A 23,662-nucleotide genomic window follows, 5' to 3' on the forward strand; every position below is an offset into this window, starting at 1 on the left:
TTTAGTTATTTTTTAACCATTTTGTTCACGACTCCAAAAGCAGGACTTCCCTTTTAAAACTAAAATGCATCTACACGGTGCTTAAAAATATAACTAAACTTGGTAAAATACGGCGTTTATTCACATTATGCGCATAAACACCCAAAACACTATTCACCAACCTAGCACAGAATACTTAAACTAATCCTGAACAAAATGAGCATTAATTATAAAAATCTTTTTATTCATAGACTTATAAAACTAACAACGAATAAGCGAACAAAAAGAAAACAATAGAAAATAACGCTGCTATTAGTTTTTTTTATCTGAAAATAAAATTTTTCTAGTTTGAAGAAAAACTCACAGTTACGTATTATACCCACATACCGAGCTAACAACCTTTGAAAGCTTCTTTCATTAAGCTCCGTTTTTTGCAATATGATTATTTCGTATTGCCTAGTTAGCTTAACTTGGATAAAACCTTTTTAAGCTGGCTGTAGTTCCCTGAATTACTTCCTTCAACTTGTTGTTTGCCCGCATCGTTATGCGGGCTTTTTTTTGCCTACACAAAACGAAAAGACATTACCGAAAATTAGCTTAACTGTATGTGAATTAAATAGCAGGAAGGTATGATGCTTGTTAGATTCTGCATCTAAAATAATTTGCGTTAGCAATATAGAGGGCTAAGATTCACTGCTCCTTTTTAGATTTGTTTCAAGATTAAAAAACCCCGCATATGCGAGGCTGAGTTTTTATTTGTCTGGGGTCAGTCCAAAATGAAGGTAGGCTATATCGGACACTAACCTTCCACGGGGAGTACGTTGTATAAAACCTTGCTGAATTAGAAAGGGCTCAATCACATCTTCTATGGTTTCTTTTTCTTCGCCAATGGCCGCCGCTAAATTATCAAGCCCAACTGGGCCACCCATAAATTTTTCGATGATAGCAAGCAAGTATTTACGGTCCATGTAATCAAACCCGCTTTTATCTACATCAATCATATCAAGCGCTTGTTCTGCCACATTGGCGTTAACCTTGCCGTCAGATTTCACTTGAGTGTAATCACGTACACGACGTAACAACCTATTAGCAATACGTGGTGTACCACGTGAACGTTTAGCGATTTCTGCTGCGCCTTCATCGCACATGGTTAAATCTAAAAAGTGTGCTGAACGCGCTACAATTTTTGATAAATCTTCAACTGAATAAAACTCTAAACGCTGCACAATACCGAAACGGTCTCTAAGTGGTGATGTTAAAGAGCCTGCGCGTGTTGTTGCGCCAATTAAAGTAAATGGCGGCAAGTCGAGTTTGATTGAACGCGCGGCAGGGCCTTCCCCAATCATAATATCGAGTTGATAATCTTCCATCGCAGGATAAAGGATTTCTTCGACTTGTGGGCTTAGACGATGTATTTCGTCAATAAAGAGTACGTCACCTTCTTCAAGGTTCGTTAACAACGCAGCTAAATCACCTGCTTTTTCAAGCACAGGACCAGATGTCGTTTTAATATTAACGTTCAATTCGTTGGCAACAATATTTGCAAGTGTGGTTTTACCAAGACCTGGCGGACCAAAAATCAACAAATGATCGAGCGCTTCACCACGATGACGAGCAGCTTCGATAAAAATTTCCATTTGTTGCTTAACATGTGGCTGACCTGTGTAATCGTTTAATAGTTTTGGTCGTATAGCTCGATCAACACTGTCTTCATTACTTTGCTCACTGGCATCTATTAAGCGATCTGCTTCAATCATGGTTTACTCACAACATCGATTTTAGAGCTTCTTTTATAAGAACCTCAGTCGTCATATCTGGTTTATTTACCGCTTTTACTGCTTTTTGCGCTTGCGGCAGTTTATAACCAAGGGCAATAAGTGCTGACACAGCATCATCTGCTGCGTTGTTGGCTACAAGCGTATCATTACTTGCAGGCTCAATAATGGCATTATCGCTAAATGGCGTGAATAAGTCATTACCCCAATCTTTTAGCCTATCTTTCATTTCAAGTACTAAACGCTCTGCTGTTTTTTTACCCACACCAGGGAGTTTAACAAGCGTTGTTGCATCTTCGTTATTTACACATGTCACAAACTGCTGTGCAGACATACCCGACAAAATAGCAAGGCCAAGCTTTGGACCCACACCATTGGCTTTTAGAAGCTCTCGAAATAACGCACGCTCTGTTTTGTTATTGAAACCAAATAACAACTGCGCATCTTCACGCACCACAAAGTGAGTGTATATAATAGCTTGCTCACCAACCGCAGGGAGGTCATAAAAGCAGGTCATCGGCATTTGTACTTCGTAACCTACGCCGCTTACTTCAATTAAAATTTCAGGCGGTTGCTTTTCAACTAGCAAACCATTCAATCGGCCTATCATATTACTTCCTTAATCGTCCTCTTACGGTCTTGCTCGCACTGCCCGCAAGTTTTATTAAATTTTGTTCTGAGTGAGCATGACAAATAGCAATAGCCAATGCATCAGCCGCATCGGCTTGTGGTGTGCCTGGTAATTTTAAAATATTTTTAACCATGTGCTGTACTTGTGATTTGTCGGCACCGCCATTGCCTACCACCGCTTGCTTTATTTGTCGTGCCGAATATTCAAATACCGGAAGTTCAGCCATAGATGCACCAACAATCGCCGCACCACGAGCTTGACCTAATTTAAGAGCTGAATCTGGATTGTGAGCCATAAATACTTTTTCGATAGCAAAACTATCGGGCGAAAATTGCTCAACTAACTGACTGATCCCTTGGTAAATCATTTTTAATCGCACAGGAAAATCATGCTCAGCTAGCTTAATACAACCACTCCCTAAATAAGTAAATTTAGCGCCTTGGTGTGCTATTACGCCATAACCTGTTAAACGTGAACCAGGATCAATTCCTAAAATAATTGCCAACTAACTGACCCATTTTTTTTCTTTATTCAATAGCCTTAATAATGCCAGAGCACTGTATAAATTACCAGTAACCAATTGCAAAACATAAAAAAGCCCGTATACACGGGCATTTTATAAACATTATTGAGCTTTATATCACCCTAGTGCACGCAGTAACCCTTGTGTATTTTTACGCATTGTTCGCGCTATCATCAAATAGCCTAAACTAGCTACAAAGACACCACCAACAATAGGGCCAATTAACCAAATATGAGGGTGTAATTTACCGGCAAGGTCAAACATTTGCTGTTGTACTATTAATAAAGCAATATCACTCACAATGGCAGCTACCCCACCCGCGGTTAAGCCTAATAATAAAAACTCATACAAGGTGGCATTTTTAATAAGCCGCCCTTTTGCACCGAGAGTTCTTAATATAACAATCTCTTGCATCCGTTCGCCCAAGCTCGCTTGCACCTGAGATATAAGTACTAAAGCACCACACACCACTACAATAGACAATACAAAACCAATCGCAAGAGATACCTGCTCTATGGTTGAACGGATCTGTTTAATAAAGCTTTCAACATCAATCACATTAACCGTTGGATATTGGCGCATCAGCTCATTAAATTCCCGCTTTTGATGTTCTTTAACACTCACCGACGAAATATACGTTGCTGGGAAGCTCTCAAGTACATCTGGGCTTAAAATAATAAAGAAGTTTGGTTTTAATGTGGTCCAGTTAACTTTACGTACACTGGTAATTTTTGCATCGAACGATTGCGCACCAATCAAAAACGTTAATGTATCACCTAGTTTTACATCAAGGCGTTCAAGCATAGACTCCTCAACCGAGGCCTCTGCCACTGAGTTTTGTGTAAACCACTGACCCTCTATTAACTCATTTTGAGCAGGTAAGTCTTCTCGCCAAGTAAGGTTTAATTCACGGCCGATACCTGAGCGTGCCTCTTCATCTTTTTTCTCGTTATCTTGCTGTGATACTTCACGCGCAACTAGCTCACCGTTCACTGCATTAACACGGCCTCGTACTATCGGGTAAAAATCAGAGGTGGGCATGTCGCGCTCTGCTAAAAAAGAGGTAATGGGTTCAAGCTCTTGCTCTGTAATATTCACTAAAAACGAGTTTGGCGCATCGACTGGAAGCTGCGACTGCCAATCTGAAATCATGTCATTTTTAAGCACAATTAAAAACAACAATAACTTAATAGCAAGGGCAAAACTTATCAGCTGTACTGCATTAGCATTAGCACGTTTTTGAATTGAAGCAATCGCAAGCGACCAACTATTACCAGGGCTTAGTCCTAGTTTACGACCACCACCAAAAATGAGTTTGGATAAACCAAATAAAAGCGCAATCAGTACCGTTGTCGAGATAAATAAGATAGCTGTGATCTTAATATTATTACTAAATAGCCACATTAATAAAAACACAGTTAGTGCCGACATTGCCAAGTGAACCTTGCTGACAAGTAAACGATCTCCCAAATTACGGCGTAGTACGCGAAGTGGCGGAATATCAAACAAATCTAGCAAGGGCTTAATTGAGAACATTACCGCGCAAATAACCCCTGTACCAATAGCAATCAACCAAGGTTTCATACTTGAAGCAGGTAGTGCTGTGCCCATCGACTGTGCTAAATAATCACTAGCAATACTTTGCAGCGCAAAACCAACAACCAGCCCAACAACCACAGACATAAAGCAGACTAAGCTCAAATGCAGCAAGTAAATTTTACGGATTGTGGCACGACTGCCCCCCAACGTTTTCATCATCGCAACAGGGTCATATTGACGCTCGCAATAGCGTTTTGCAGATACAGCAATAGCCACCGCCGCTAATATAATTCCTAGTAAACCAGCTAATAATAAAAAGCTCTCAGCACGATTTAGGCTATTCGCAATGGGCGATTGTCTATCTTTAACACCATACCATTGCTGGTTTTCTTTCATTTGGGGCTTTAACCAAGCATAGAACGTGTTTATGCTCTCTTCATCACCGGCATAAAGCTGGCGATAAAAAACACGACTCCCAGGTTGAATAACTTGAGTGCTGGCAATATCTTGCTGATTAATTAAAATACGCTGACTACTAGAAAAGACATTAAATGGCGCATCTGGCTCTTCAGCTACTACATGACTTGCCACAAAAGTAGCCGCACCTAACTCGACCTTGTCACCAACCTGTATGTTCAATGCATAAAATACCGACTCACTAAGCCAAACCTCACCACGGTTTGGTACTTTATCGGTAATAAATGCCTCTCCTAACAAGCTAGTTTTTACTTTGAGTTGCCCTTTAAGGGGATAGGTGTTTGATACAGCCTTAACTGAGCCTAATTGCATTTCATCATTGGCAAACAGCATGGTATCAAAATAAGTGATTTTCGCGGTGCGTAGGTTTTCTGCTTGCGCTTTCTCTAAAAACTCAACAGGTAATTCATGATTACTGGCAAGGACGCGATCTGCCGCGATAAAAGCACTGCTTTTTTGTGCAATACTCTGTCCTATTCGGTCGGTAACCATAGACAGCGTTAAAACGGTCAGTACGGCTAAGGCAATAGCTGCACTAATGACCGTTAATTCACCGCGCTTAAATTCACGTGAAAACAGTTTAAGTGCTAGTTTAGCCCACATTCGCTTGCACTCCCTCTGACTCTTTTACTGTTACCAGTTTTCCCGCTTCAATGTGTAAAATTTGTTGGCACTTTTCAGCTAACTGCTCATCATGTGTGACCAGAATTAACGTTGTTCCATGTTCTTTATTTAACTCAAATAAAAGTGATTCGATTAACTTACCATTTTTACTATCAAGATTGGCTGATGGCTCATCAGCAAACAAAATTTTAGGCGTTCCTATAAACGCACGCGCAATAGCTACACGTTGTTGCTCACCACCAGATAATTGTGATGGGTAATGCCCCACTCGATGACTCAGCCCCACTTTTTCAAGTAGTGCAAGCGCTTGCTCTTTTGCATTTGAACTACCCGCAAGCTCAGCGGGTAGCATAACATTTTCAAGCGCAGTTAAGCTTTGTACTAACATGAATGACTGAAATACAAAGCCCACTTTTTCTGCCCGTAATGCCGCACGGGCTTCTTCATCTAATTCATGCAGCGCTAAGCCATCAAGGTGGATACTCCCCTGCGTTGACTGATCAAGCCCTGCAAGTAAGCTGAGTAATGTTGACTTACCCGAACCTGAAGTACCCACCACTGCGACTGAGTTACCTGACTTGACATTAAAGCTGATGTCATTGAGGATGGTTAGGTCGCCTTCAACTGTGGTGACCGTTTTAGAAAGTCCTTTAACTTGAATAATGTTTAATTGAGAAAGCGCTGACATATGATGTATCCAATCCTACGTTTTATATTCGTTTTACTGTTAGTAATCAAACCACTTACGGCAGCAGCTGACAACACAATTTTAATTTTAGGTGACAGTTTAAGCGCCGCATATGGCCTTAAACAAGAGCAAGGCTGGGTTAAATTGTTACAAGATAAATACGATGAAAAAGATCAATTTGTGTATCTTGTTAACGCCAGTATTAGCGGTGAAACCACAGGTGGCGCTCTTAGACGACTCGATGCCCTACTTGACGAGTTCGAACCCACCCATGTACTTATTGAACTTGGCGGAAATGACGGACTACGTGGCTTTCCAATCAAGCGCTTACAAGCTAACTTACGCGATTTAGTCAGCAAAAGCCAACAAGCGGGGGCTAATACAGCCATTATGGAAGTGCATATTCCACCCAATTATGGGCCACGTTATACCAAACTATTTACTGGCAGCTTTGAAACCATCGCAGATGAAACAAACTCTGAGTTGTTACCATTTTTCATGCTTGAAATAGCTGCTCGCCCTGAGCTCATGCAAAATGACAACCTGCACCCTAACGCTGAAGCCCAACCCCTTATACGCGATATAATGTATAAAGAGATCAACCAATGGCTAGATTAACCTCTAGCCAATGCCCCTCATAATAAACCTCGTGCAATCGTGCAATCGTGCAATCGTGCAATCGTGCAATCGTGCAATCGTGCAATAATGAACAATAAACAGGCAAACAAACCTAAGGTGTATTGATTTTTATAAAAAAAGCCGTACTATAGCTCGCAACGTCGGCATATAGCGCAGCTTGGTAGCGCACTGTCATGGGGTGTCAGGGGTCGCAGGTTCAAATCCTGCTATGCCGACCATTTTCTACACTCTATTCAGTAAATTGAAATCTATTTACTTTATTGCACCTTAAATATACATTCCTTTATTTATATCGCACATTTATCGCATCATACTTAACTAAATTTATTTTTCGATTAGGTGTTGATTTGGGGATATATAGGAAGATAGCTAATGGCACCTTTCCTACCTTCCTCACAATAGAATTTCATAAAAGCTTCTCGGATAAATAATTTGCAAGAGACAGGCAATGGATTGTGGCAGGTCATATACAACCTTATGCTTTTAACAATGAGGTTGGAATTTTGCCCAACAGATAAGTTTGAGCGAGGAGCAGACGACCACTTCAGTGCGTTTTTCGACAATTCGGTAACGCCTGCAACAGCCAGGAGCGAAGCGAGTCGGCTGCTTGCGTTTGTTATGCATTTTTCCCTAACAACTGTGAGACCGTAACAAATTTGTAGCCCTTTGCTCTCAGCCCCTTAATTATTGGCCCTATAGCGTCTCGCGATTCTTTGTTTTTAGATCCCAAAACGTGTAAAAGAATAATTGAACCTGGAGTAGAAGATTTAACAACATACTCTGCGATAGACGCAGAACTTCCCACAATTTCAGAATAGATTTCAGGCTCAACGTTCCATGTGATTGTTTTTACTCCTTCCGACTTCAAATAATAAGGCAGAACAAAAAGCTTTTTACCATATGGAGGCCTAAAGTATATCTCACCCTTAAATCCAACCTGGCGGATTAAAGCTGTGGTGGAGTCGATTTCTTCCCTCACTTCATCAAGCCCCATTAACATCATTCTTTTATGGCTGTACGAATGATTGCCTATCTGATGACCTGCGTTAACCAAATCTATAGCCGACTGCTTGTTTTGTTGAATTCCCAAGCCATTGAGGAAGAACGTACCCTTCACATCATGTTCTTCAAGGATATTCAACACTTGAGTGGTATATTTCGCCCCCCAAGGACCATCATCAAATGTTAATGCAATAACCTTTTCATTGGTTTCGACCTTTGCGACTATCTCTCCAAACACCTGAAAAGTTCTTGATTTACTTATATTCCAGGCTCCAAAGATGATTACTACAGAAAGAATCAATATCGGCAGGTATACTTTTTTCAATGGTTTTTATCCTTATTTACATAACGCCTATAGCTAGCGTATTTTTGGAATGTAGCCGAAGGCGAAATGGAAAAAATATTGCAAGACTATACTTGTTAAATGCCTTCAATTTACTTGACTTCGCTACCATTAGATAACTTTACTCTGTATTGCATACCGACCTCATTTTCTATTTTGATAATACCTGTAGTAGACTCCACTTCTAACTTAACAATAAAGACATCTTGAACATCTCTTTCCAAACCTCTTTTATATTTAGTCTTGTAGATCTGCTTGGCCCAAATTACCTCACCGCTTTCCACCTCAACCGCCCGAACAAAACCACCATTCTGCGTTGTTCCATTTTCAAGAGCCCAAGGCACAGCCTCATACTTAACTCCCTCATACTCTACAGGGAATACACGTTCCGACCCTGGACGCTTTGCCCAGCATAAACTTGAGCTGGCCAATAAGATTAGAATGAGATATTTCATAGCATTTAACGCCCCATAAAATGCAGATAATGCTTGGCCAAAATTAGCGAGAAACGAGCGTCAGCCAAGCTTTAGACATCCATTCATGCGCTTGTTAGGTGTTTGGATACACCACAAGTGAACTTCCTGATTCTATTGCTTCGTGATAAAAGCCAGCAAAACCTTTGAATGAATCAGTATTCAACACTTCTAATTTAAGAGGATTCCCTCTTAAATTGGATGGCTCTTCGAAGCCAAATCTAACTGTTTCTAGCGAAGCCGCTTCGAAGTCTAATTCGTTATCATCTTGCAGTAGGAACAACATACAGCGATGCTTTTGGCCAATTTCAGGAAAAAAATAATCGTGTTCTGCTTTTCCTGTGAATATCCCCTCAAATCCATAGATAACGACAATACTCATGAAACACCTAACGCCGTTGTAACCGACTAAAAACAGTTGGCTAAAATTTTGTGAGCCACGAACAAAGCCAACTGTTTTTTTGTCCGAGTTTACAACTTTGTTATGTTCACTTTTAACTTTTAAAGTAAGTGTTTGTTTAGTCATATTTCAATATGATAAATGTTTTAAACTTAACTAAAGAAAAAACCAATTAGCATTAAAGCGACTACAGAGTAGACCAACATCAGTTGCCATTTATTAAACCGAAAGAAAAACTCGTAACCACAAACAGGGCAAAGCCTTTTTGTATATTGAGGTGCAACTCGCTCTTCTCTAGGAATAACATCGGAATTGCATTTAGGGCATTTCAACTGATTTCACCTGTGAACATAACTTCCAAATATGGGGCGCAGACATGTGTGCAAAAATGGCGAAGCCGCGCACATGTTTACGTCCCAGCGAGCGACAGCGAGTGCCATAATTTGTTTGTTATGTGCGATTACAAAACTGCCTTGTTCCAACTGTCTTTACCCCTTAAAGCGAGTTTTAAATATAGAATAAAAAGTTGATGCTAATAACACGATTAGAGCAAGCAGGCCTAACCATAGAGATGCTAGGTAATAAAAGACGGTTGCTGTGCCAGATGAAACAGAAAATAGTCCACAATCATAACCGCATGTTTCCATTCTATATGCCGCAAACGTGAACATAGCTAGTAAACATATAAGAGCGATTAGACTAATAACCTTTATTTTTATTAGCTTTCAAAACTCCATTTTCACAGCTAAGCACATAACAATTTAATAGTGCGCAAATCGCGCATATTTCTACCACACAACTGCTCACTTTTCTTATTGCTACGTTTTTACCAAATTTGCTAACCTTTTGCTAGTTAACAAGGTATTTTAAAATTGGTAAAGTGGTCATGCGCAAATTGCTCATTTTTCTGAATATAGGGGAAAGTTGTAAATTCTGAATATAAAAACTATATCAAAAGAAAATATTCGCCATTTCCTCAAAGCAGACCTTTAGAGCATTTAAATTAACTTGTTTTTGGCAGAACGAGTTACACCTCAAGTTCAGTTAATAGAAGACAACCAAGAATACAGGCGACTTTGCACTTCACCTATAAAATCACCAAATTATAAAACAATCCCTCTTCACAACTTGACTAATTATTATACTCCTATAAGTTGTAAATATAATAATTAAGTAGAAGGATTTACTCATGCCTGGTGCATTCGCACATATTACGGCGGCTAATTTAGCAACTGATAACAATGCTCTTTCAAGGATGAGCATTCCAAATCAAGCCAAGTTAATTTTAAGTACAAATCAAAAGTATATTGAGCTTGGTTGCGTGTCTCCTGATTATCCTTATCTTGCCTTAGGTAATGCAGCACAAAACAAGTGGGCTGATTTAATGCATTATCAAAACACAGGTGATGTTATTAAGGAAGCTATAAAGTATTGTAAAAACCTTGAGGGACGGGCGAAAGAAAAATGCTTTGCATGGCTGTGTGGCTACATGTCGCATGTTGCTGCAGATATAACGATACACCCTGTGGTCGAACTTAAAGTAGGACCGTACGAGCATAATCAGGCCGAACACAGACAATGTGAGATGAATCAAGATTCGTTTATTTGGTCGCGATTAAATCTAGGCGAAATTGGCCTTGCCGACCGCGTTGAGTTAAATATTGGCTCATGCACCAATCAAAAGAATTGTCTTGATGATGATATAAAGAAACTTTGGCAGTACATATTAACTAGTACACACACTGAATATGCCCAAGTAGCAGAGCCCAACTTTGATGCATGGCATAGTGGCTTTCAATTAGTAGTAAATAACGCAGAGGAAGGATACAGATTGTTTCCTTGGGCTAGGCATGTTGCCGCTGACAATGGCCTTCTTTACCCTAAAGCTAATGAAGTTGACAGTAGCTTTATAGAAGAACTCACAACCCCTAACGGTCCAATGCACTATAATGACGTGTTTGATTTAGCCGTTAAAAATATTAAATACTTTATATCCATCATCGCTAACGATATTTTTAATGATGAAGAATGCACTCAACTTTGCAACTGGAATTTGGATACGGGTAAAGATGAACACGGACACTTAACAGCGTGGAATATTTAAAATGCGATATATAACTCTCATCACAGCAATTGCTTTATCTGCAGGTTGCGCGAGTTCAGCAAATACTTACAACCCTGAAGAAATGGCAGATCTTGCATCGCAATTAAAAGATATTTCTGCCGCAGTGGATGGAACACTAAAGTTTAGCTCAGAGCCATATACTGACCCACAAAAATTACTATTAACGGCGATCAGAGGCGATAAAAGCAGGCTTACGCCATTTAAAAATTATCAGTTAAAAGTTGTTATTCAAGAACAAAATGCCGCTTTACTGCTCTGTCAAGATAAGCGGCTACTTATCGAAGATGTCGGTTGCACAGCCAAATCAGACATACAACATTGGCAGTCGAGTACGCCTCTTACTTGTGAAGCGACAGTTACTTTTAGTCAACTGTGCGCGAGTCATTAATTTTCCAAATGCTGATTTGATATTCCTTTAATGTTTTAACCACAATTAATTATCGGAATATCAGACCACCTAGTTGTGTAATGCGGTGATAAAAATGCGCGGCGCATATTCCATTTCTGCGTTAAACACTCACTGCCTGATTGTAAAGCACCTGTTCCGTATCGACTATTAATTGAGTCAACACAGTCCATGAGTGCTTGCTTAGACTGCTTTTCAGTAAATAAGTCTAGCTGCTTATTTGCTGAGCATTCCAACTCAATTGCCCCGACTCCACAGCGATAAAAATGCACATTCTCTTTGTATATTTTTTCTAATATTAATGAGGCTGCTTTTGTGATTTCGAGTGTATCTGCTGTAGCAGTAGGAAAATCAAATATTATAGACTTTTTATAATACTCATTATCATGTGGTGAGCTGGCAGCAAATACCACAATACGCTTTGTTATAGAGCCCTGCCTTCTTAGTTTTCGACCAACAATTGCTGCGTGTGCACTTAATGCGGCTCTTAATGTGTTGATATCTGTAACTCGCTCACCAAAACTACGTGTAGAAAACACCTCTTTTTTACCTTGCTTCACTTCATCCCAATTTAAACAAGCCACACCATTTAATTCACTCACCGTTCGCTCAACAACAACACTAAATAACCTACGCATTTTTTTAGGGCTTTGATCTGCAAGTTGCTGTGCTGTTTCTATTCCCATCAGTTTAAATTTTTTTGCTAAACGAGAGCCGACTCCCCATACATGCCTTACATCCATTTGGCTGAGTATGTGTTTACGTGAAATCTCGTCATTAATAACAGCCACACCTTTAAAACCAGGTAGTTTTTTAGCCGCATAATTTGCAGCTTTAGCTAATGTTGGCGTTGTGCCAAACCCGACCCCAACAGGCAAGCTTGTTTCTCGCCATACTGTGCGCCTTATTTGCTGACCATAAGCATGCCAATCAGTAATCAGGCTGCTAAACCCTGTAAACTTTAAAAATGACTCGTCTATCGAATAAACATGGTGCGTATCGCTAAACCGGCTTATCACAGTCATCATACGCTCACTTAGATCGGCATATAATTCATAGTTTGAGGAACGCACCACTACATTATTTTTAGCTAAAAAGTTTTTCACTTTAAAATAAGGTGCAAAGTTTGGAATATTTAGCTTTCTAGCGATTGGGCAAACGGCGCAAATACAGCCATCGTTGTTCGTTAGGACAACAACCGGTTTATAGCGAATGGAGGGATCAAACACTTTCTCTGCGCTTGCGTAAAAAGCGGCGGCATCAACTAGCGCATACATAAGGAGTTTACGCTTTTGTTATTCTTAAATGTTCGTATGCAAGCAGTTACAACTCCCTCAACTTTAAACTGGTCGTCTTCATAAATTGATACGGGCTTATATAAGTCTGAGGCTGATAATAATTGCCGTTTATTGGTATCAATAATTTTGCACACAAAGCTGCCATTGTAAGTGGCAACAATAATGTCGCCATTTTGGATAGCCACGCTTCTATCAACAATTAATAAGTCTTTATCAAAGATTTTTGCATCTACCATTGAGTGACCTGATGCTAAACCTATAAAGGTTGCATGGGGATGCTTAATAAGCAGCTCATCAAGCGACAAGCCAAGTTCTTTGTACTCTGCCGCAGGCGATTCAAAACCCGTAATACCTGCTTCAATATAGATAGGAATAACAAACATACATAACCACAAATACTGTACATAAACACAGTATAGGTTAGATAAAATAATTAGGAAAGTGGAATTTTATAAGCCTAAAAGCAAGATTCCGTAACTTACTTATAAATCAAACTTTTCTTTAGCATCAAGTATTGCCTGTTCAATGAATATGTTTTTAACGGGTTTAGAAATAAACATGTCCATACCCGCTTGTTTACATGCTGCTTTATCATCAGCAGAGGTATTTGCCGTTAAGGCTACAATATAGGTTTTATCCGTAGGACATATAGCAAGTTCTCTTAATTGGCGCGTTGCTTCAAGGCCATCCAGCAATGGCATAACACAGTCCATAAAAATTAAGTTATAGTGTTTTTGCTTACATTTATTAATTGCATCGACGCCGTCACAGGCAAAATCAGCGGATAAACCCATTTTTTCTAGAAAGGCCGAAAGCACGAAACGGTTGATTTGGTTATCATCAACAACCAGTATCGATAAAGCTAATGACGATAAATCAACATCACTGCCACTATGGTTACTTTGATTTTGTGGCGTGCCTTTTTGCAAAGGTAATTGAATATCAAAACAGCTCCCTTTTTGATATTCACTTGACACATTAATTGTGCCACCCATGTAATCAATTAACTCTTTTATAATAGCAAGCCCGAGTCCTGTGCCCCCTTTTTTACGCTCTTTATTTACTTCCTGCGTGAACGGTGAAAACAGTGATTTCATAAAGGTTTCTGTCATACCAACCCCTGTATCACTTACTTGTAAGTGAAGTACAACAGTATCTTGCTCTGAGGTTGTGGTAGCTTTAATGCTAATATGACCGTCATCGGTAAACTTAAGTGCATTACTCAATAGATTTGAAACTATTTGAGTTATTCGCGTGTTGTCGCAAAATGTCCAGCATTCATCATCAATATTAATGTCTGTATCAAACCGAAGCTGTTTTTGTTCAAACAACGGGGTATATAACGACACTAAATCAATAAAAATGGTTTTCAGTAAGAAGTGACTTGGCTCTAACTGTAACTCGCCATGATTTATTTTTGTGAAATCCAGTACTTCATTAATAATATTCAATAAAATATCAGCACTGCGCAATGCTACTTTTAACTTTTCTTCACGCTTTTGTTCTGACTTTTCATAGAGTAAGGTTGTCAGCATCCCTGTAATACCATTAAGGGGGGTTCTCAATTCATGACTTATTTTTGCAAGCAGGATACTGCGGTCTTTTAATATGCGTTCAGCGTCGGCCTTTTGCTGTTTTAGCTCTTCGCGTAGTAGCACTTCTTTGGTGATATCTTGGAATGTACCAATTAGGCGAATACATTGCCCATTATTAAACTCAGCCTCACCAAAGGTCGATACCCAAATCGTTTTACCTTTCGCTGTTACAAGCTCAACTTCGTTTTGCCAATCAATGCCATGCTCTATCGCATCTGACACGGCTTTTTCAATCGCGCGTCGGCTTTCACCTTGCTTATAAAAATTAATCGCTGTCTCTATGTTGGGCGTATAATCTTCTGCTACTTCATGAATTATGCGTGTTTGTTTACTCCAATAAATACGATTGGTTGTTAAATCAAATTCCCAAGAGCCGATTTTGGCAACATCTTCAACTTGAGCCAGCATGTAATTCTTTTTGATAAGCTTTTGAGCATTATTATTTCGCGCAAATTCACTACCCAGCCATTGAGCAAAAAGTTCAACATAGTCATGCGCTTCATTTGTAAAAGGTGCTGATGGCTGGGGAGCAGAAAAATTAACCGTACCCACAACCTGATTTCCCACATAAATAGGCGCACCAATATAAGACTCTAATTGAAAATTAATATAACAAGGGTGTGCTGCGATATGTGTTTTTGACGCATGATAAAATGATAACGCTTTATTAGCCTTAAGTGTATGTAAGCAGTATGTATTTTCTAAATCAAATTGAGTACCTACGGCAATTTCATTATTGGGAGACACCACATGCAATACAGTATAAACCTGTTCACGGACTTCACTCACAATAGCAAAATCGAGGGCAAAAACATCTAAACCAAACCGTAAGATGTGCTGAACTTTATCTTCAAAACAAAGAGTCTGATCAGAAACAATATCATGAAATCGACGTAAAAAGTTCAACCTAACTCCCTAGGTAATAATTCTGGATTTATTTTGATAACAGCATACCAATAAATAGAAAAACACACATCAAATCAATCAAAAATACTTAGTTTTTATAATTAAAAGTCACTAAATCTGTTTTTGTTCATCACCTAGGTGCCTTTTTATCCTTCAGCTAAACTTTTATTGGCGTTATTCTCTAACATCATCAATACTTTATCATTAACAAAGCTCATTTCATTTTATTATGGCTTATTGATGTCACTAAAATTAAAGCTAACTCTGTTACTCTCATCACTGTTTTTAGTGTTATTACTAAATACTTCCATCGTGTTTTATCTCGATCAAGAAGGCCGCTCAAAACTTGACGCTGTTACTCGTACCCACTTAATTATTGATGAGTCAGAGCTACTTTATAATGATGTAATTAGTGCTGAAACAGGCCAGCGTGGCTATTTACTCACCCATGATGCAAGTTATCTTGCCCCCTATTATTCTGGAATAAAAGAAAGCCAATTTCGACTATCTGAACTTAATAGCCTCACTGTTGATAATAAAAAACAACAACAGCAACTAAGTGACATTCGCTTACTTGTTGAGCAAAAATTTGCTGAACTTGCACTAACAATAGAGCTTGCGCAACAAAATACCGATGCCTCAATCAAAAAAGCAATGTCCGTCGTTCGAAGTGACCAGGGAAAAATAATAATGGATCAACTAAGTGAAAAAATAAGCACTTTTCAAGATGACGAAAGACAGCGCCTCGATATCGAACGAAAAGAGTTTAGGCATAACAGAAAAGTAATCACCTCTATTGTTTCTATCCAGATCCCGCTATTTATTTTGCTTTCCGTTTTGTGTGCTGTGTATATCAGAAATAAGTTATTTAAACCGCTTAACCTATTAATTACCAATACTGAGAAGCTCGAGCGAGGAGAGAAACCAGATACTACACATTACACTGCCCATGATGAAATTAGCTACTTACTTAAACGGTTTTACCGAATGAGCCAGATCATTCATAAAAAAACGACAAAGCTCACCTTCCAAGCTAATCACGATCATTTAACAGGGCTACTTAATCGTACAGAACTAGAGTCACAACTCATTGATGCTATCAATTTGTGTACTGAAGATAGTAAGGTCGCTGTTATTTTTATTGATATAAATAAGTTTAAAGAATTAAACGATCATTACGGTCATGCAGTGGGTGATGATATTTTAAAAGAAACGGCAAAGCGGATCAGTTCATCAACCCGTGCAGACGATGATATATACCGCTACGGCGGAGATGAATTTATCGTTATTATGCATAACACAGCCAAGACATCCTATGTTGAAGCGATGATCGCTCATTTAATTGCGCAATTTAAATTACCATTTGAAGTCGCAAATCAGCGTATTGAAGTTTCTTTAAGTATTGGGGTATCAATCGCTCCAGATCATAGTTGTGATGCACTACAATTAATAAAAAATGCTGACACAGCAATGTACAAAGCGAAAACAACAGCTAATAAAACCTATTTTTTCTACCAATCTAACGATGAAAACTGAACGTAAATATGTCTTTTTACGTATAAATTTGCAAAAAGCAGACGTGCTATGTATAAAAAACATACACGCATATTTATAAAAAGGGTATCGCTATGCATATTTTGTTAACCGGTGGAACGGGATTAATTGGTAAACACTTGTGCCCTTTTTTACTTAATCATCATAAAGTAACTGTACTTAGTCGTAATCCAATTCAAGCAAATGTGCTGCTTACACATCAAGTACATGCTGTACAGACACTCGATGAAGTCGACTTTGAAGACATCGATGCGGTGATAAATTTAGCGGGTGAGCCTATTGTAAATAAACGCTGGAGTGAATCACAAAAGCGCACACTTTTTGAGAGTCGAGTCAATCTAACACAGCAAATTAGCAAAGCTATTAATCGCTGTGAGTCACCTCCTCATACTTTTATATCTGGTAGTGCTATTGGTTTTTACGGCCGTCAAAATGATAATCATATTGATGAAGAATTTAATGATATCTACCCTGAGTTTAGTCATGTGCTGTGCCGTGATTGGGAGCATGCAGCTACAAAAGCAGAATCAGAAAAAACACGAGTATGCCTGTTAAGAACCGGCATCGTGCTTGCTAAACAAGGCGGTGCCTTGTCAAAAATGCTACCCGCATTCAAGTTTGGCTTAGGTGGGCCACTCGGTCATGGGCAGCAAGGTATGTCGTGGATACACATTGATGACATGATCCAACTTATTTTATTTATACTCACACACGAAGACATTCATGGCCCTGTTAACGCAACCGCTCCCGACCCTGTAAGTAATAATGTGTTTAGCCAGACCTTAGGCAGTGTACTGTCGCGACCAGCGATGCTTAGAATGCCTAGTTGGGTATTAAAGCTGATGATGGGTGAAATGTCAGACCTACTACTACATGGGCAATTCGTACTGCCCAAAAAAGTGCTCGCACATAATTACCGTTTTCATTACCCAACCCTTAAACCAGCACTGGAAAGTCTAAAATTGTAAGAACTAAATGCGTATTGCCATAACACTATTAATACATAATAATTAATATGTGAACACAGATGTGTGAGTTTAGGATTATATATGGTGCACCTACCCACCATTATTAGTATCTCAATTTTATTGAACCTGATAATTGGTGCTTTTTTACTGTCTTTGTATTTTTTAAGAAAGCAGTCTAGCTATTTGTACTGGGGGAGCTCATGCCTAATTTTTGTGTTAGCGCAAATTACAGCCTCTTTAAGGCTCTTTATAGACCTGCCATTTATCACCCATTACATAGCAGACTTACTTATAATTTCAGCTCCGTTAGCAGCTATTTTGGGTATACATGCGTATACGCAATCCGAAAAACAAAAGTTAAAGTTATGCGCTTATTTATTGGGCTCTAGTGCAATCGTATTATTACCTTTGTATAGCAACTCAGTTAATCAACTTATAACAACAGCAGTGATTGCTGCATGTTTTAGTTATGCGGCTTATGCACTAAGAAAACTCAATGTCGAGCACATTATTCACTTGGTCCTGTTACAGCTATGTTTTGTATTGCATGCTTGCATTATGCTCTTACAGCTAGGGCTATTAGTGATAGATGGGCTTAATATATTTACTTTCGATTTCTCACAAATACTCGCCATCATCTTACTGAGTCACATTGTGATAACCACACTAACGGCGATGATTTGGCCCTTATTAATGTTTTTAGAGTCTGAGCAAATTTTAAGTGACTTGGCCAATAGAGACCCACTAACAGGCTTACTAAACAGACGCGCGTTTTTAACTATTAGCAATAACTATTTAGAACAAGCCAACAATAACTTAACCGAACTCTGTGCACTGATGATCGATATCGACTTTTTTAAAAAAGTGAACGATCAATATGGTCATGATACTGGTGATGAAGCATTAAAGTGGGTCGCCAATAAAATTAAATCGCAACTTAGGGAAGGCGATCTTATCGCACGAATTGGAGGCGAAGAATTTGCCGTACTGCTCACCAACACCAGTTTACAAAAAGGCCAAACATTGTCTGAGCGAATACGTGTAGCGATTAATAGTGAAACGTTTATACATCAGCAGCACGAAATAAAGCTATCGATTAGCGTTGGCATAATTACACATAAATCTGGCAGCAATAACATTAACGAATTACTCGCCCAAGCAGACAAAGGGCTTTATAAAGCCAAAAGTAATGGCCGCAACCAAGTAGTCATGATGGCCTTTTAGCTTTATTAATAACCAAGGCTGTCGTTAAGCGTACTTAATTCATTTGTTATCCAGGCTTTATCTAAGCATTGCTCTAGATTTAACTCAGCAAACTTTAAAAAGCTCCTTGCAGCGTGCGATAAATGCCGGTCAGTTCTAACAACAAAATACCAATGACTTGCAATCTGAACATCGGCCACATTAAGGATGCAAAACGAAGTGTCATGCGCAGGTAAAACATGCCGAGAAACAACCCCCAAGCCCATCCCCGAGCCAACCGATACACGAATAGCTTCATTGCTTGCCATCTGCACAGTGTTACTTAATACAAAGCCCCTACTTTGTAGTTCACTTTCAAATAACATACGCGTAGCAGAGCCTGGTTCTCGTAATAAAAAACGCTCCGTTACTAACGCTTTTAGATTTACATTTTTTTGCAAAGCAAGGTGATGGTTTTTTGGCGCAATAAAGACCAGTGGATTTTGTAAAAAACGCGCAGCTTTTGCGTGCTCCAACGAAGGCGGATGACTGAAAACATAAATATCATCTTCCCCTCTTTCAAAACGAGCTAACACCTCAGCACGATTACCAATTTCAAGCGGTAATTCAACGTGCGGATGTAAATTACTATAAGGGCCCAATAGCTTAGGTAGAATATATTGCGCAGTATTCACGATGGCAATCTTGCATTGACCACGCTCCCCCCCTCTGAGCTCGGCTAAGTAGTCTCGGTAATCATCAAAGTGCCCAAACACTTGCTGGCATGTCTGAAAAAGTGCAAAGCCCGCTTCTGTCACATGTATACGCTGTTGGTTAACAACAATTAATGGCTCATTGACTGTTTCTTGTAAGCGTTTTATTTGCTGCGATACCGTAGGTTGCGTTAAGTATAATTGCCTTGCCGTTTCACTAATCGAGCGTGTTTTAACAACACACATAAACACTTCTAATAAACGAAAAGAGATATGCCTTAGATCCATACACCACCTATAGATAATCACCTATATGATGATATCAACTATTTAATTATTTTCTATATTAATTTTTATCTAGAATAGCGGCGCTTTAACTAAGAGGAGAACAAAGTGCCTGATATTGTTGTAATGTTTTTTGTTTTAGGTGTCATCGCTGGCTTATTAAGGTCGGATTTAAAAATTCCCCAAGCAACCTACGAAACATTGAGTTTATTACTCATGCTGACTATAGGCCTAAAAGGTGGAATGGTATTACATGGCAATTTACATTGGCAATTGCTACCTGAAATGGGCTCTGTATTACTACTTGGCGCTTGTATTCCGTTACTGCTTTTTCCTTTTTTAAAATATGCACTTAATTTATCAATCGCAAATAGCGCAAGTATTGCTGCGCATTACGGCTCAGTAAGTGCCGGTACATTCGCTGTTGCATTGGCCTATGCCGAGTCTAATTCGTTAAATGTAGGTGCAGAAGTAACACTCTATTTAGTGATGCTTGAGTTACCTGCCATCATCGTTGGTTTATTACTTTATCGCCGCTTAGGTAATGGCTCTGGGCAAAACTTATCACTTAAAGCCCTATGGCATGAAACTCTCACCAACAAAAGCGTGATATTGCTCGTCGGCGGCGTGATCATTGGTATGATGTACGGCACCCAAGAAGGAAGCCAAGTTACAAGCTTATTAACTAACAGCTTCAAAGTAGTACTGGCGCTATTCTTACTTGAAATGGGTTTAATGGCAGCGCAAACTTTACGCCCAATCCCTTGGCATCAATGGCGATTAGCGCTATTCGCTATCATAACCCCTAACCTACTAGGTGCAATAGGTGTTTTTGTCGGCACCGCTTTGCAGCTCGAGCTAGGATCCATTGTTATATTAGGTAGCCTAGTTGCGAGTGCTTCTTACATAGCAGCGCCGGCAGCAATAAAAGCAGCGATTCCAGATGCTGATATCGGCTTAGCAATGCTTAGTTCTTTAGGGGTTACGTTTCCGTTTAATGTACTAGTAGGAATAGGGTTATATCATCAAATAGCATTGTTTGTTTCGTAAAAAAGTAAGTTCAATCATCGCTTTATCAATGCGATTTAGTTAAAAGTCGTTTAAGATAGGCAAAAACAAGCAAGGAGCTGCCATGTTCAATTATAAACTCAACACTGAGCAGCAGCGCATAAGCGAGATTTTTCAACGCTTATGTAAGCTATGTGAAGTGAAAAATAATACTGAATTGGAACACTACTTATCATTAAAATCTGGGTTTTGCGATCACTGCATTGACAGTGCAACTCCACCCTACGAAGTCATTGATACCGCATGTAAAATGACAGACACAAGTTTTGATTTTGTATTAAATGGTCATAACCAAAATACGATGACGCTGGATGGTGATTTATTACAAGCGGTTAATAATGGCATTATTAAAAGCATTAAAAAGTTATCAACAGCAGGATTGATAAAAGGTGATAATCAAACACAAGAAGCGCTTAACCAATTAGCAAAAATTCAAGTTAAGCAAATAGAAAACGAAATCAAAATACAAAGCCAGATCAAATAATCTGGCTTTTAATTTCTACCTTTGTATAACTCGTTATAGATATTAGCGATGTTATTTTGCTGATCATAATATCGCTGTAACTCGCCTAACGACATATCTTTCAGCTCTTTATCTGCCAAATTGCAGCAGCTATCCGCCAATGACAATTGCTCTAAGTCTGGCGACTGACCAATCAGCCCCGCAATTTCGCCTTTGAGTTGCTCAGCTTTATTAAAAAGTTTAATAGCACGGTTTAGGTCTGTTTCATTCTCAGCTTGAATGGTACACCAAACAGCTTCAACAGACTTTGTTCTTATCTGATCTTCAAAAATGCCCTTACGCGAAATTAACCAAATACTGGCAACCAGCATGATGGCTAAAACGGCAATGGCTATGTATATAAGTTCAAGCATTACGGTCCCTCGGTAAACTGAATGTTACTATACACCCAAAGTTAGCTTTCAACATATCAGTAAAAAGCATTATAAATGAAAGTAGAAAGCTGATATATAACAAAGTTATCATTTATACATATTTATCTATCAGGGCCAGCTCGGACTTACTAAAACCTTTAGCTTAGTTTTAAGCAAGCGAGGAAAAAGCATCACAATTGCAAGTGCGATACTTACATATAAGACGATAAAGCTGTAAATGTAGTGAACATAGGCATGCTCTTCTTGTATATTTAAAACAACCAATTTAAACCATAAAATAAGATGAGCAAAGGATAGAAGAGTTGTTAGCTTAATGACACAAAAGAACAAGTTTCCAAACTTGTAACTGAATTTTGTATGCAAGTAATACAAAAAATAAATACTAAGCACATTAATTAAAGATGCTACGAGGTAAATATGTTGCGTATTTCCTATACTTTTATTTTCTGCTATAAAAATTAGAACGTACTCCATCAAAAGTGAAGTTAGTGCATATTTTACAACTACAGATGCTATTGATAAAAAGTCACTAAAGTGTTCTCTATTTTTAAGTGCTCGATACAATGAAGAGGCCAGTGCTAAAACATACATAGTCGCTATAATAGCTTGGAGCGAAATAACTCGATGATCCTCGGTTGCAACTAACAAGTTATTGTACAAATTTTGAATAGATTCAAGCATTTTTCACCCTCTAAACGAATTCAAAGGGTAAAATGAAATGAAGAAAAAAACCAGCAAATTGCTGGTTTATTTATTTTAATTTTCTTTCTTATTTTTTCTAATGATAACAATACCACCTGTACCATTTAATTGGTATTCTTGCTTTTTCTTTCTAATTATTACGATCCCACCAGTACCTTGAAGTTTAGTTGTATCAAAAGACTGTGCAGGTAAAGCAGTTGAAGATAAAGTAGATAGTAATAAAGTAGATAAAGTCATTTTTTTGTTCCTTCATATTTAGGTATAAATAAAGATGCGATTTACAAGCAAATTTTGAGCCATTACATAGTTTTGAATAAAAACTATTCGCTCAGCTACCTATATAAGCATAAAAAACAACCTGCTGGTTATTTTACAAGCTTATTGAGAACAAAAAACACTCACTCCACCTACCCTTTTAACCGAAGGTCAGCCTTTTATCTATTAGCCCTTAGAGCTCAGCGCCATAATTCTGACAATTAAGGTAGGTGTAGTGTGAATATAGTCGAACTTAGCTTTTGTTTTGCGGCCAAGTCTAAAAAGAGCAAGGTGATATAAAATTGGATTGGTGATGCATAATCAACTTCCTTGTGATTTTGCTTAATGAAAATAAATTAACAAGAGTCCTAGATGTCTAGTTGTTCAGGGGAAGTCCGCCGCGACAAAACCTTTATGGATGAAATCATTATTCTTTTTAAGTTTATTCATCTGTCACTTCATACCAGATGCAACCGTATATGCAAAAAGGTTGGCAAGCAATGGGCTATAAAGGTGCGCCTTAGTACTTTGAGTTTGTGATTGTGGGGATTGCCGTTTCAACGCTTGGGTTAATGAGATTGTTTAGGGCGTTTTGGGGTGGTCGCAGTAATAGTA

23 protein-coding genes and 1 tRNA gene are annotated in these 23,662 nt (G+C 38.8%); 9 read left to right on the forward strand and 15 right to left on the reverse strand.

What is annotated here, in order from left to right; all coding sequences use genetic code 11:
• Positions 1 to 731: 731 nt before the first annotated feature.
• From ruvB to L3Q70_RS09720, 5 genes are all read right to left on the reverse strand, one after another.
• Positions 732 to 1,736, reverse strand: coding sequence for a Holliday junction branch migration DNA helicase RuvB (gene ruvB, locus L3Q70_RS09700; protein WP_062569306.1), 1,005 nt, complete (start codon positions 1,734 to 1,736; stop codon positions 732 to 734).
• 7 nt (positions 1,737 to 1,743) lie between these two features.
• Positions 1,744 to 2,364, reverse strand: coding sequence for a Holliday junction branch migration protein RuvA (gene ruvA, locus L3Q70_RS09705; protein ID WP_062569307.1), 621 nt, complete (start codon positions 2,362 to 2,364; stop codon positions 1,744 to 1,746).
• Between the two features lies 1 nt (position 2,365).
• On the reverse strand, positions 2,366 to 2,890 hold the full coding sequence (ruvC, locus tag L3Q70_RS09710; RefSeq protein WP_062569308.1) for a crossover junction endodeoxyribonuclease RuvC: 525 nt from the start codon (positions 2,888 to 2,890) through the stop codon (positions 2,366 to 2,368).
• Positions 2,891 to 3,025: 135 nt separating this feature from the next.
• A complete protein-coding gene (locus tag L3Q70_RS09715; protein WP_193987431.1) occupies positions 3,026 to 5,527 on the reverse strand; it encodes an FtsX-like permease family protein in 2,502 nt (833 codons plus the stop codon).
• A complete protein-coding gene (locus tag L3Q70_RS09720; protein WP_193987432.1) occupies positions 5,517 to 6,236 on the reverse strand; it encodes an ABC transporter ATP-binding protein in 720 nt (239 codons plus the stop codon). Before L3Q70_RS09720 ends, L3Q70_RS09715 begins: the two co-directional genes overlap by 11 nt.
• On the opposite strand from L3Q70_RS09720, the gene L3Q70_RS09725 reads away from it, so the two are divergent.
• A complete protein-coding gene (locus tag L3Q70_RS09725) occupies positions 6,237 to 6,854 on the forward strand; it encodes an arylesterase (protein ID WP_193987433.1) in 618 nt (205 codons plus the stop codon).
• Positions 6,855 to 7,016: 162 nt separating this feature from the next.
• Positions 7,017 to 7,093, forward strand: a tRNA-Pro gene (locus L3Q70_RS09730).
• A gap of 398 nt (positions 7,094 to 7,491) precedes the next feature.
• Here the strand turns inward: L3Q70_RS09730 and L3Q70_RS09735 are convergent.
• The 3 genes from L3Q70_RS09735 to L3Q70_RS09745 form a co-directional block, all read right to left on the reverse strand.
• Positions 7,492 to 8,202 carry a polysaccharide deacetylase family protein gene (locus tag L3Q70_RS09735; RefSeq protein WP_193987434.1) on the reverse strand — a complete coding sequence of 237 codons (711 nt, stop codon included), beginning with the start codon at positions 8,200 to 8,202 and terminating at the stop codon, positions 7,492 to 7,494.
• A gap of 110 nt (positions 8,203 to 8,312) precedes the next feature.
• Positions 8,313 to 8,675 (reverse strand): hypothetical protein, encoded by a 363-nt coding sequence (locus L3Q70_RS09740; protein ID WP_193987435.1) that lies wholly within the window; start codon positions 8,673 to 8,675, stop codon positions 8,313 to 8,315.
• A gap of 94 nt (positions 8,676 to 8,769) precedes the next feature.
• A complete protein-coding gene (locus tag L3Q70_RS09745; RefSeq protein ID WP_193987436.1) occupies positions 8,770 to 9,219 on the reverse strand; it encodes a hypothetical protein in 450 nt (149 codons plus the stop codon).
• Positions 9,220 to 10,282: 1,063 nt separating this feature from the next.
• Here L3Q70_RS09745 and L3Q70_RS09750 point away from each other — a divergent pair.
• Together L3Q70_RS09750 and L3Q70_RS09755 are read left to right on the forward strand one after the other, a co-directional pair.
• Positions 10,283 to 11,197 carry a zinc dependent phospholipase C family protein gene (locus L3Q70_RS09750; RefSeq protein WP_193987437.1) on the forward strand — a complete coding sequence of 305 codons (915 nt, stop codon included), beginning with the start codon at positions 10,283 to 10,285 and terminating at the stop codon, positions 11,195 to 11,197.
• 1 nt (position 11,198) lies between these two features.
• Positions 11,199 to 11,606 carry a hypothetical protein gene (locus L3Q70_RS09755; RefSeq protein WP_193987438.1) on the forward strand — a complete coding sequence of 136 codons (408 nt, stop codon included), beginning with the start codon at positions 11,199 to 11,201 and terminating at the stop codon, positions 11,604 to 11,606.
• A gap of 35 nt (positions 11,607 to 11,641) precedes the next feature.
• Here L3Q70_RS09755 and L3Q70_RS09760 read toward each other — a convergent pair whose 3' ends face one another.
• From L3Q70_RS09760 to L3Q70_RS09770, 3 genes are all read right to left on the reverse strand, one after another.
• Positions 11,642 to 12,901 carry a Y-family DNA polymerase gene (locus L3Q70_RS09760; RefSeq protein ID WP_193987439.1) on the reverse strand — a complete coding sequence of 420 codons (1,260 nt, stop codon included), beginning with the start codon at positions 12,899 to 12,901 and terminating at the stop codon, positions 11,642 to 11,644.
• Positions 12,889 to 13,305, reverse strand: coding sequence for a translesion error-prone DNA polymerase V autoproteolytic subunit (gene umuD, locus L3Q70_RS09765; RefSeq protein WP_062569325.1), 417 nt, complete (start codon positions 13,303 to 13,305; stop codon positions 12,889 to 12,891). Before umuD ends, L3Q70_RS09760 begins: the two co-directional genes overlap by 13 nt.
• Before the next feature lie 99 nt (positions 13,306 to 13,404).
• Positions 13,405 to 15,423 carry an ATP-binding protein gene (locus L3Q70_RS09770; RefSeq protein WP_193987440.1) on the reverse strand — a complete coding sequence of 673 codons (2,019 nt, stop codon included), beginning with the start codon at positions 15,421 to 15,423 and terminating at the stop codon, positions 13,405 to 13,407.
• 240 nt (positions 15,424 to 15,663) lie between these two features.
• On the opposite strand from L3Q70_RS09770, the gene L3Q70_RS09775 reads away from it, so the two are divergent.
• The 3 genes from L3Q70_RS09775 to L3Q70_RS09785 all read left to right on the forward strand — a co-directional run bounded on the left by L3Q70_RS09775 (position 15,664) and on the right by L3Q70_RS09785 (position 19,169).
• Positions 15,664 to 16,959 (forward strand): diguanylate cyclase, encoded by a 1,296-nt coding sequence (locus tag L3Q70_RS09775; RefSeq protein WP_193987441.1) that lies wholly within the window; start codon positions 15,664 to 15,666, stop codon positions 16,957 to 16,959.
• Between the two features lie 92 nt (positions 16,960 to 17,051).
• The gene (locus L3Q70_RS09780; protein WP_193987442.1) at positions 17,052 to 17,945 is read left to right on the forward strand and encodes a TIGR01777 family oxidoreductase; all 894 of its coding nucleotides are present in this window, start codon (positions 17,052 to 17,054) and stop codon (positions 17,943 to 17,945) included.
• Positions 17,946 to 18,026: 81 nt separating this feature from the next.
• Positions 18,027 to 19,169, forward strand: a complete 1,143-nt coding sequence (locus L3Q70_RS09785) for a GGDEF domain-containing protein (RefSeq protein ID WP_193987443.1) — start codon at positions 18,027 to 18,029, stop codon at positions 19,167 to 19,169.
• Between the two features lie 5 nt (positions 19,170 to 19,174).
• Here the strand turns inward: L3Q70_RS09785 and L3Q70_RS09790 are convergent, their stop codons facing one another.
• Positions 19,175 to 20,128, reverse strand: coding sequence for a LysR family transcriptional regulator (locus L3Q70_RS09790; RefSeq protein ID WP_062569331.1), 954 nt, complete (start codon positions 20,126 to 20,128; stop codon positions 19,175 to 19,177).
• 105 nt (positions 20,129 to 20,233) lie between these two features.
• Here L3Q70_RS09790 and L3Q70_RS09795 point away from each other — a divergent pair, with 105 nt between their 5' ends.
• Both L3Q70_RS09795 and L3Q70_RS09800 read left to right on the forward strand, forming a co-directional pair.
• A complete protein-coding gene (locus L3Q70_RS09795) occupies positions 20,234 to 21,175 on the forward strand; it encodes a sodium-dependent bicarbonate transport family permease (RefSeq protein WP_237114176.1) in 942 nt (313 codons plus the stop codon).
• Positions 21,176 to 21,257: 82 nt separating this feature from the next.
• Positions 21,258 to 21,677, forward strand: a complete 420-nt coding sequence (locus tag L3Q70_RS09800; RefSeq protein WP_062569333.1) for a hypothetical protein — start codon at positions 21,258 to 21,260, stop codon at positions 21,675 to 21,677.
• Positions 21,678 to 21,685: 8 nt separating this feature from the next.
• Here L3Q70_RS09800 and L3Q70_RS09805 read toward each other — a convergent pair whose 3' ends face one another.
• The 3 genes from L3Q70_RS09805 to L3Q70_RS09815 all read right to left on the reverse strand — a co-directional run bounded on the left by L3Q70_RS09805 (position 21,686) and on the right by L3Q70_RS09815 (position 23,029).
• Positions 21,686 to 22,069, reverse strand: a complete 384-nt coding sequence (locus tag L3Q70_RS09805; RefSeq protein ID WP_062569334.1) for a hypothetical protein — start codon at positions 22,067 to 22,069, stop codon at positions 21,686 to 21,688.
• Positions 22,070 to 22,198: 129 nt separating this feature from the next.
• Positions 22,199 to 22,771, reverse strand: coding sequence for a hypothetical protein (locus L3Q70_RS09810; protein WP_237114177.1), 573 nt, complete (start codon positions 22,769 to 22,771; stop codon positions 22,199 to 22,201).
• A 75-nt stretch (positions 22,772 to 22,846) separates the two neighbouring features.
• Positions 22,847 to 23,029 (reverse strand): hypothetical protein, encoded by a 183-nt coding sequence (locus tag L3Q70_RS09815; RefSeq protein WP_237114178.1) that lies wholly within the window; start codon positions 23,027 to 23,029, stop codon positions 22,847 to 22,849.
• Positions 23,030 to 23,662: the final 633 nt, after the last annotated feature.

The organism is Pseudoalteromonas sp. CF6-2, assembly GCF_021729425.1.
In the GTDB taxonomy this organism is placed as follows: domain Bacteria; phylum Pseudomonadota; class Gammaproteobacteria; order Enterobacterales; family Alteromonadaceae; genus Pseudoalteromonas; species Pseudoalteromonas arabiensis.

Excerpts from the sequence above, each read along its gene's own strand:
- ruvB (WP_062569306.1), bottom strand. The coding sequence starts at position 1,736 with ATGATTGAAGCAGATCGCTTAATAGATGCCAGTGAGCAAAGTAATGAA.
- umuD (WP_062569325.1), bottom strand. The coding sequence starts at position 13,305 with ATGTTTGTTATTCCTATCTATATTGAAGCAGGTATTACGGGTTTTGAA.
- L3Q70_RS09810 (WP_237114177.1), bottom strand. The coding sequence starts at position 22,771 with ATGCTTGAATCTATTCAAAATTTGTACAATAACTTGTTAGTTGCAACC.
- L3Q70_RS09805 (WP_062569334.1), bottom strand. The coding sequence starts at position 22,069 with ATGCTTGAACTTATATACATAGCCATTGCCGTTTTAGCCATCATGCTG.
- L3Q70_RS09755 (WP_193987438.1), top strand. The coding sequence starts at position 11,199 with ATGCGATATATAACTCTCATCACAGCAATTGCTTTATCTGCAGGTTGC.
- L3Q70_RS09715 (WP_193987431.1), bottom strand. The coding sequence starts at position 5,527 with ATGTGGGCTAAACTAGCACTTAAACTGTTTTCACGTGAATTTAAGCGC.
- L3Q70_RS09740 (WP_193987435.1), bottom strand. The coding sequence starts at position 8,675 with ATGAAATATCTCATTCTAATCTTATTGGCCAGCTCAAGTTTATGCTGG.
- L3Q70_RS09725 (WP_193987433.1), top strand. The coding sequence starts at position 6,237 with ATGATGTATCCAATCCTACGTTTTATATTCGTTTTACTGTTAGTAATC.
- L3Q70_RS09745 (WP_193987436.1), bottom strand. The coding sequence starts at position 9,219 with ATGACTAAACAAACACTTACTTTAAAAGTTAAAAGTGAACATAACAAA.
- ruvA (WP_062569307.1), bottom strand. The coding sequence starts at position 2,364 with ATGATAGGCCGATTGAATGGTTTGCTAGTTGAAAAGCAACCGCCTGAA.
- L3Q70_RS09800 (WP_062569333.1), top strand. The coding sequence starts at position 21,258 with ATGTTCAATTATAAACTCAACACTGAGCAGCAGCGCATAAGCGAGATT.
- L3Q70_RS09815 (WP_237114178.1), bottom strand. The coding sequence starts at position 23,029 with ATGACTTTATCTACTTTATTACTATCTACTTTATCTTCAACTGCTTTA.
- L3Q70_RS09775 (WP_193987441.1), top strand. The coding sequence starts at position 15,664 with ATGTCACTAAAATTAAAGCTAACTCTGTTACTCTCATCACTGTTTTTA.
- L3Q70_RS09780 (WP_193987442.1), top strand. The coding sequence starts at position 17,052 with ATGCATATTTTGTTAACCGGTGGAACGGGATTAATTGGTAAACACTTG.
- L3Q70_RS09750 (WP_193987437.1), top strand. The coding sequence starts at position 10,283 with ATGCCTGGTGCATTCGCACATATTACGGCGGCTAATTTAGCAACTGAT.
- L3Q70_RS09760 (WP_193987439.1), bottom strand. The coding sequence starts at position 12,901 with ATGTATGCGCTAGTTGATGCCGCCGCTTTTTACGCAAGCGCAGAGAAA.
- L3Q70_RS09785 (WP_193987443.1), top strand. The coding sequence starts at position 18,027 with ATGGTGCACCTACCCACCATTATTAGTATCTCAATTTTATTGAACCTG.
- L3Q70_RS09790 (WP_062569331.1), bottom strand. The coding sequence starts at position 20,128 with ATGGATCTAAGGCATATCTCTTTTCGTTTATTAGAAGTGTTTATGTGT.
- L3Q70_RS09720 (WP_193987432.1), bottom strand. The coding sequence starts at position 6,236 with ATGTCAGCGCTTTCTCAATTAAACATTATTCAAGTTAAAGGACTTTCT.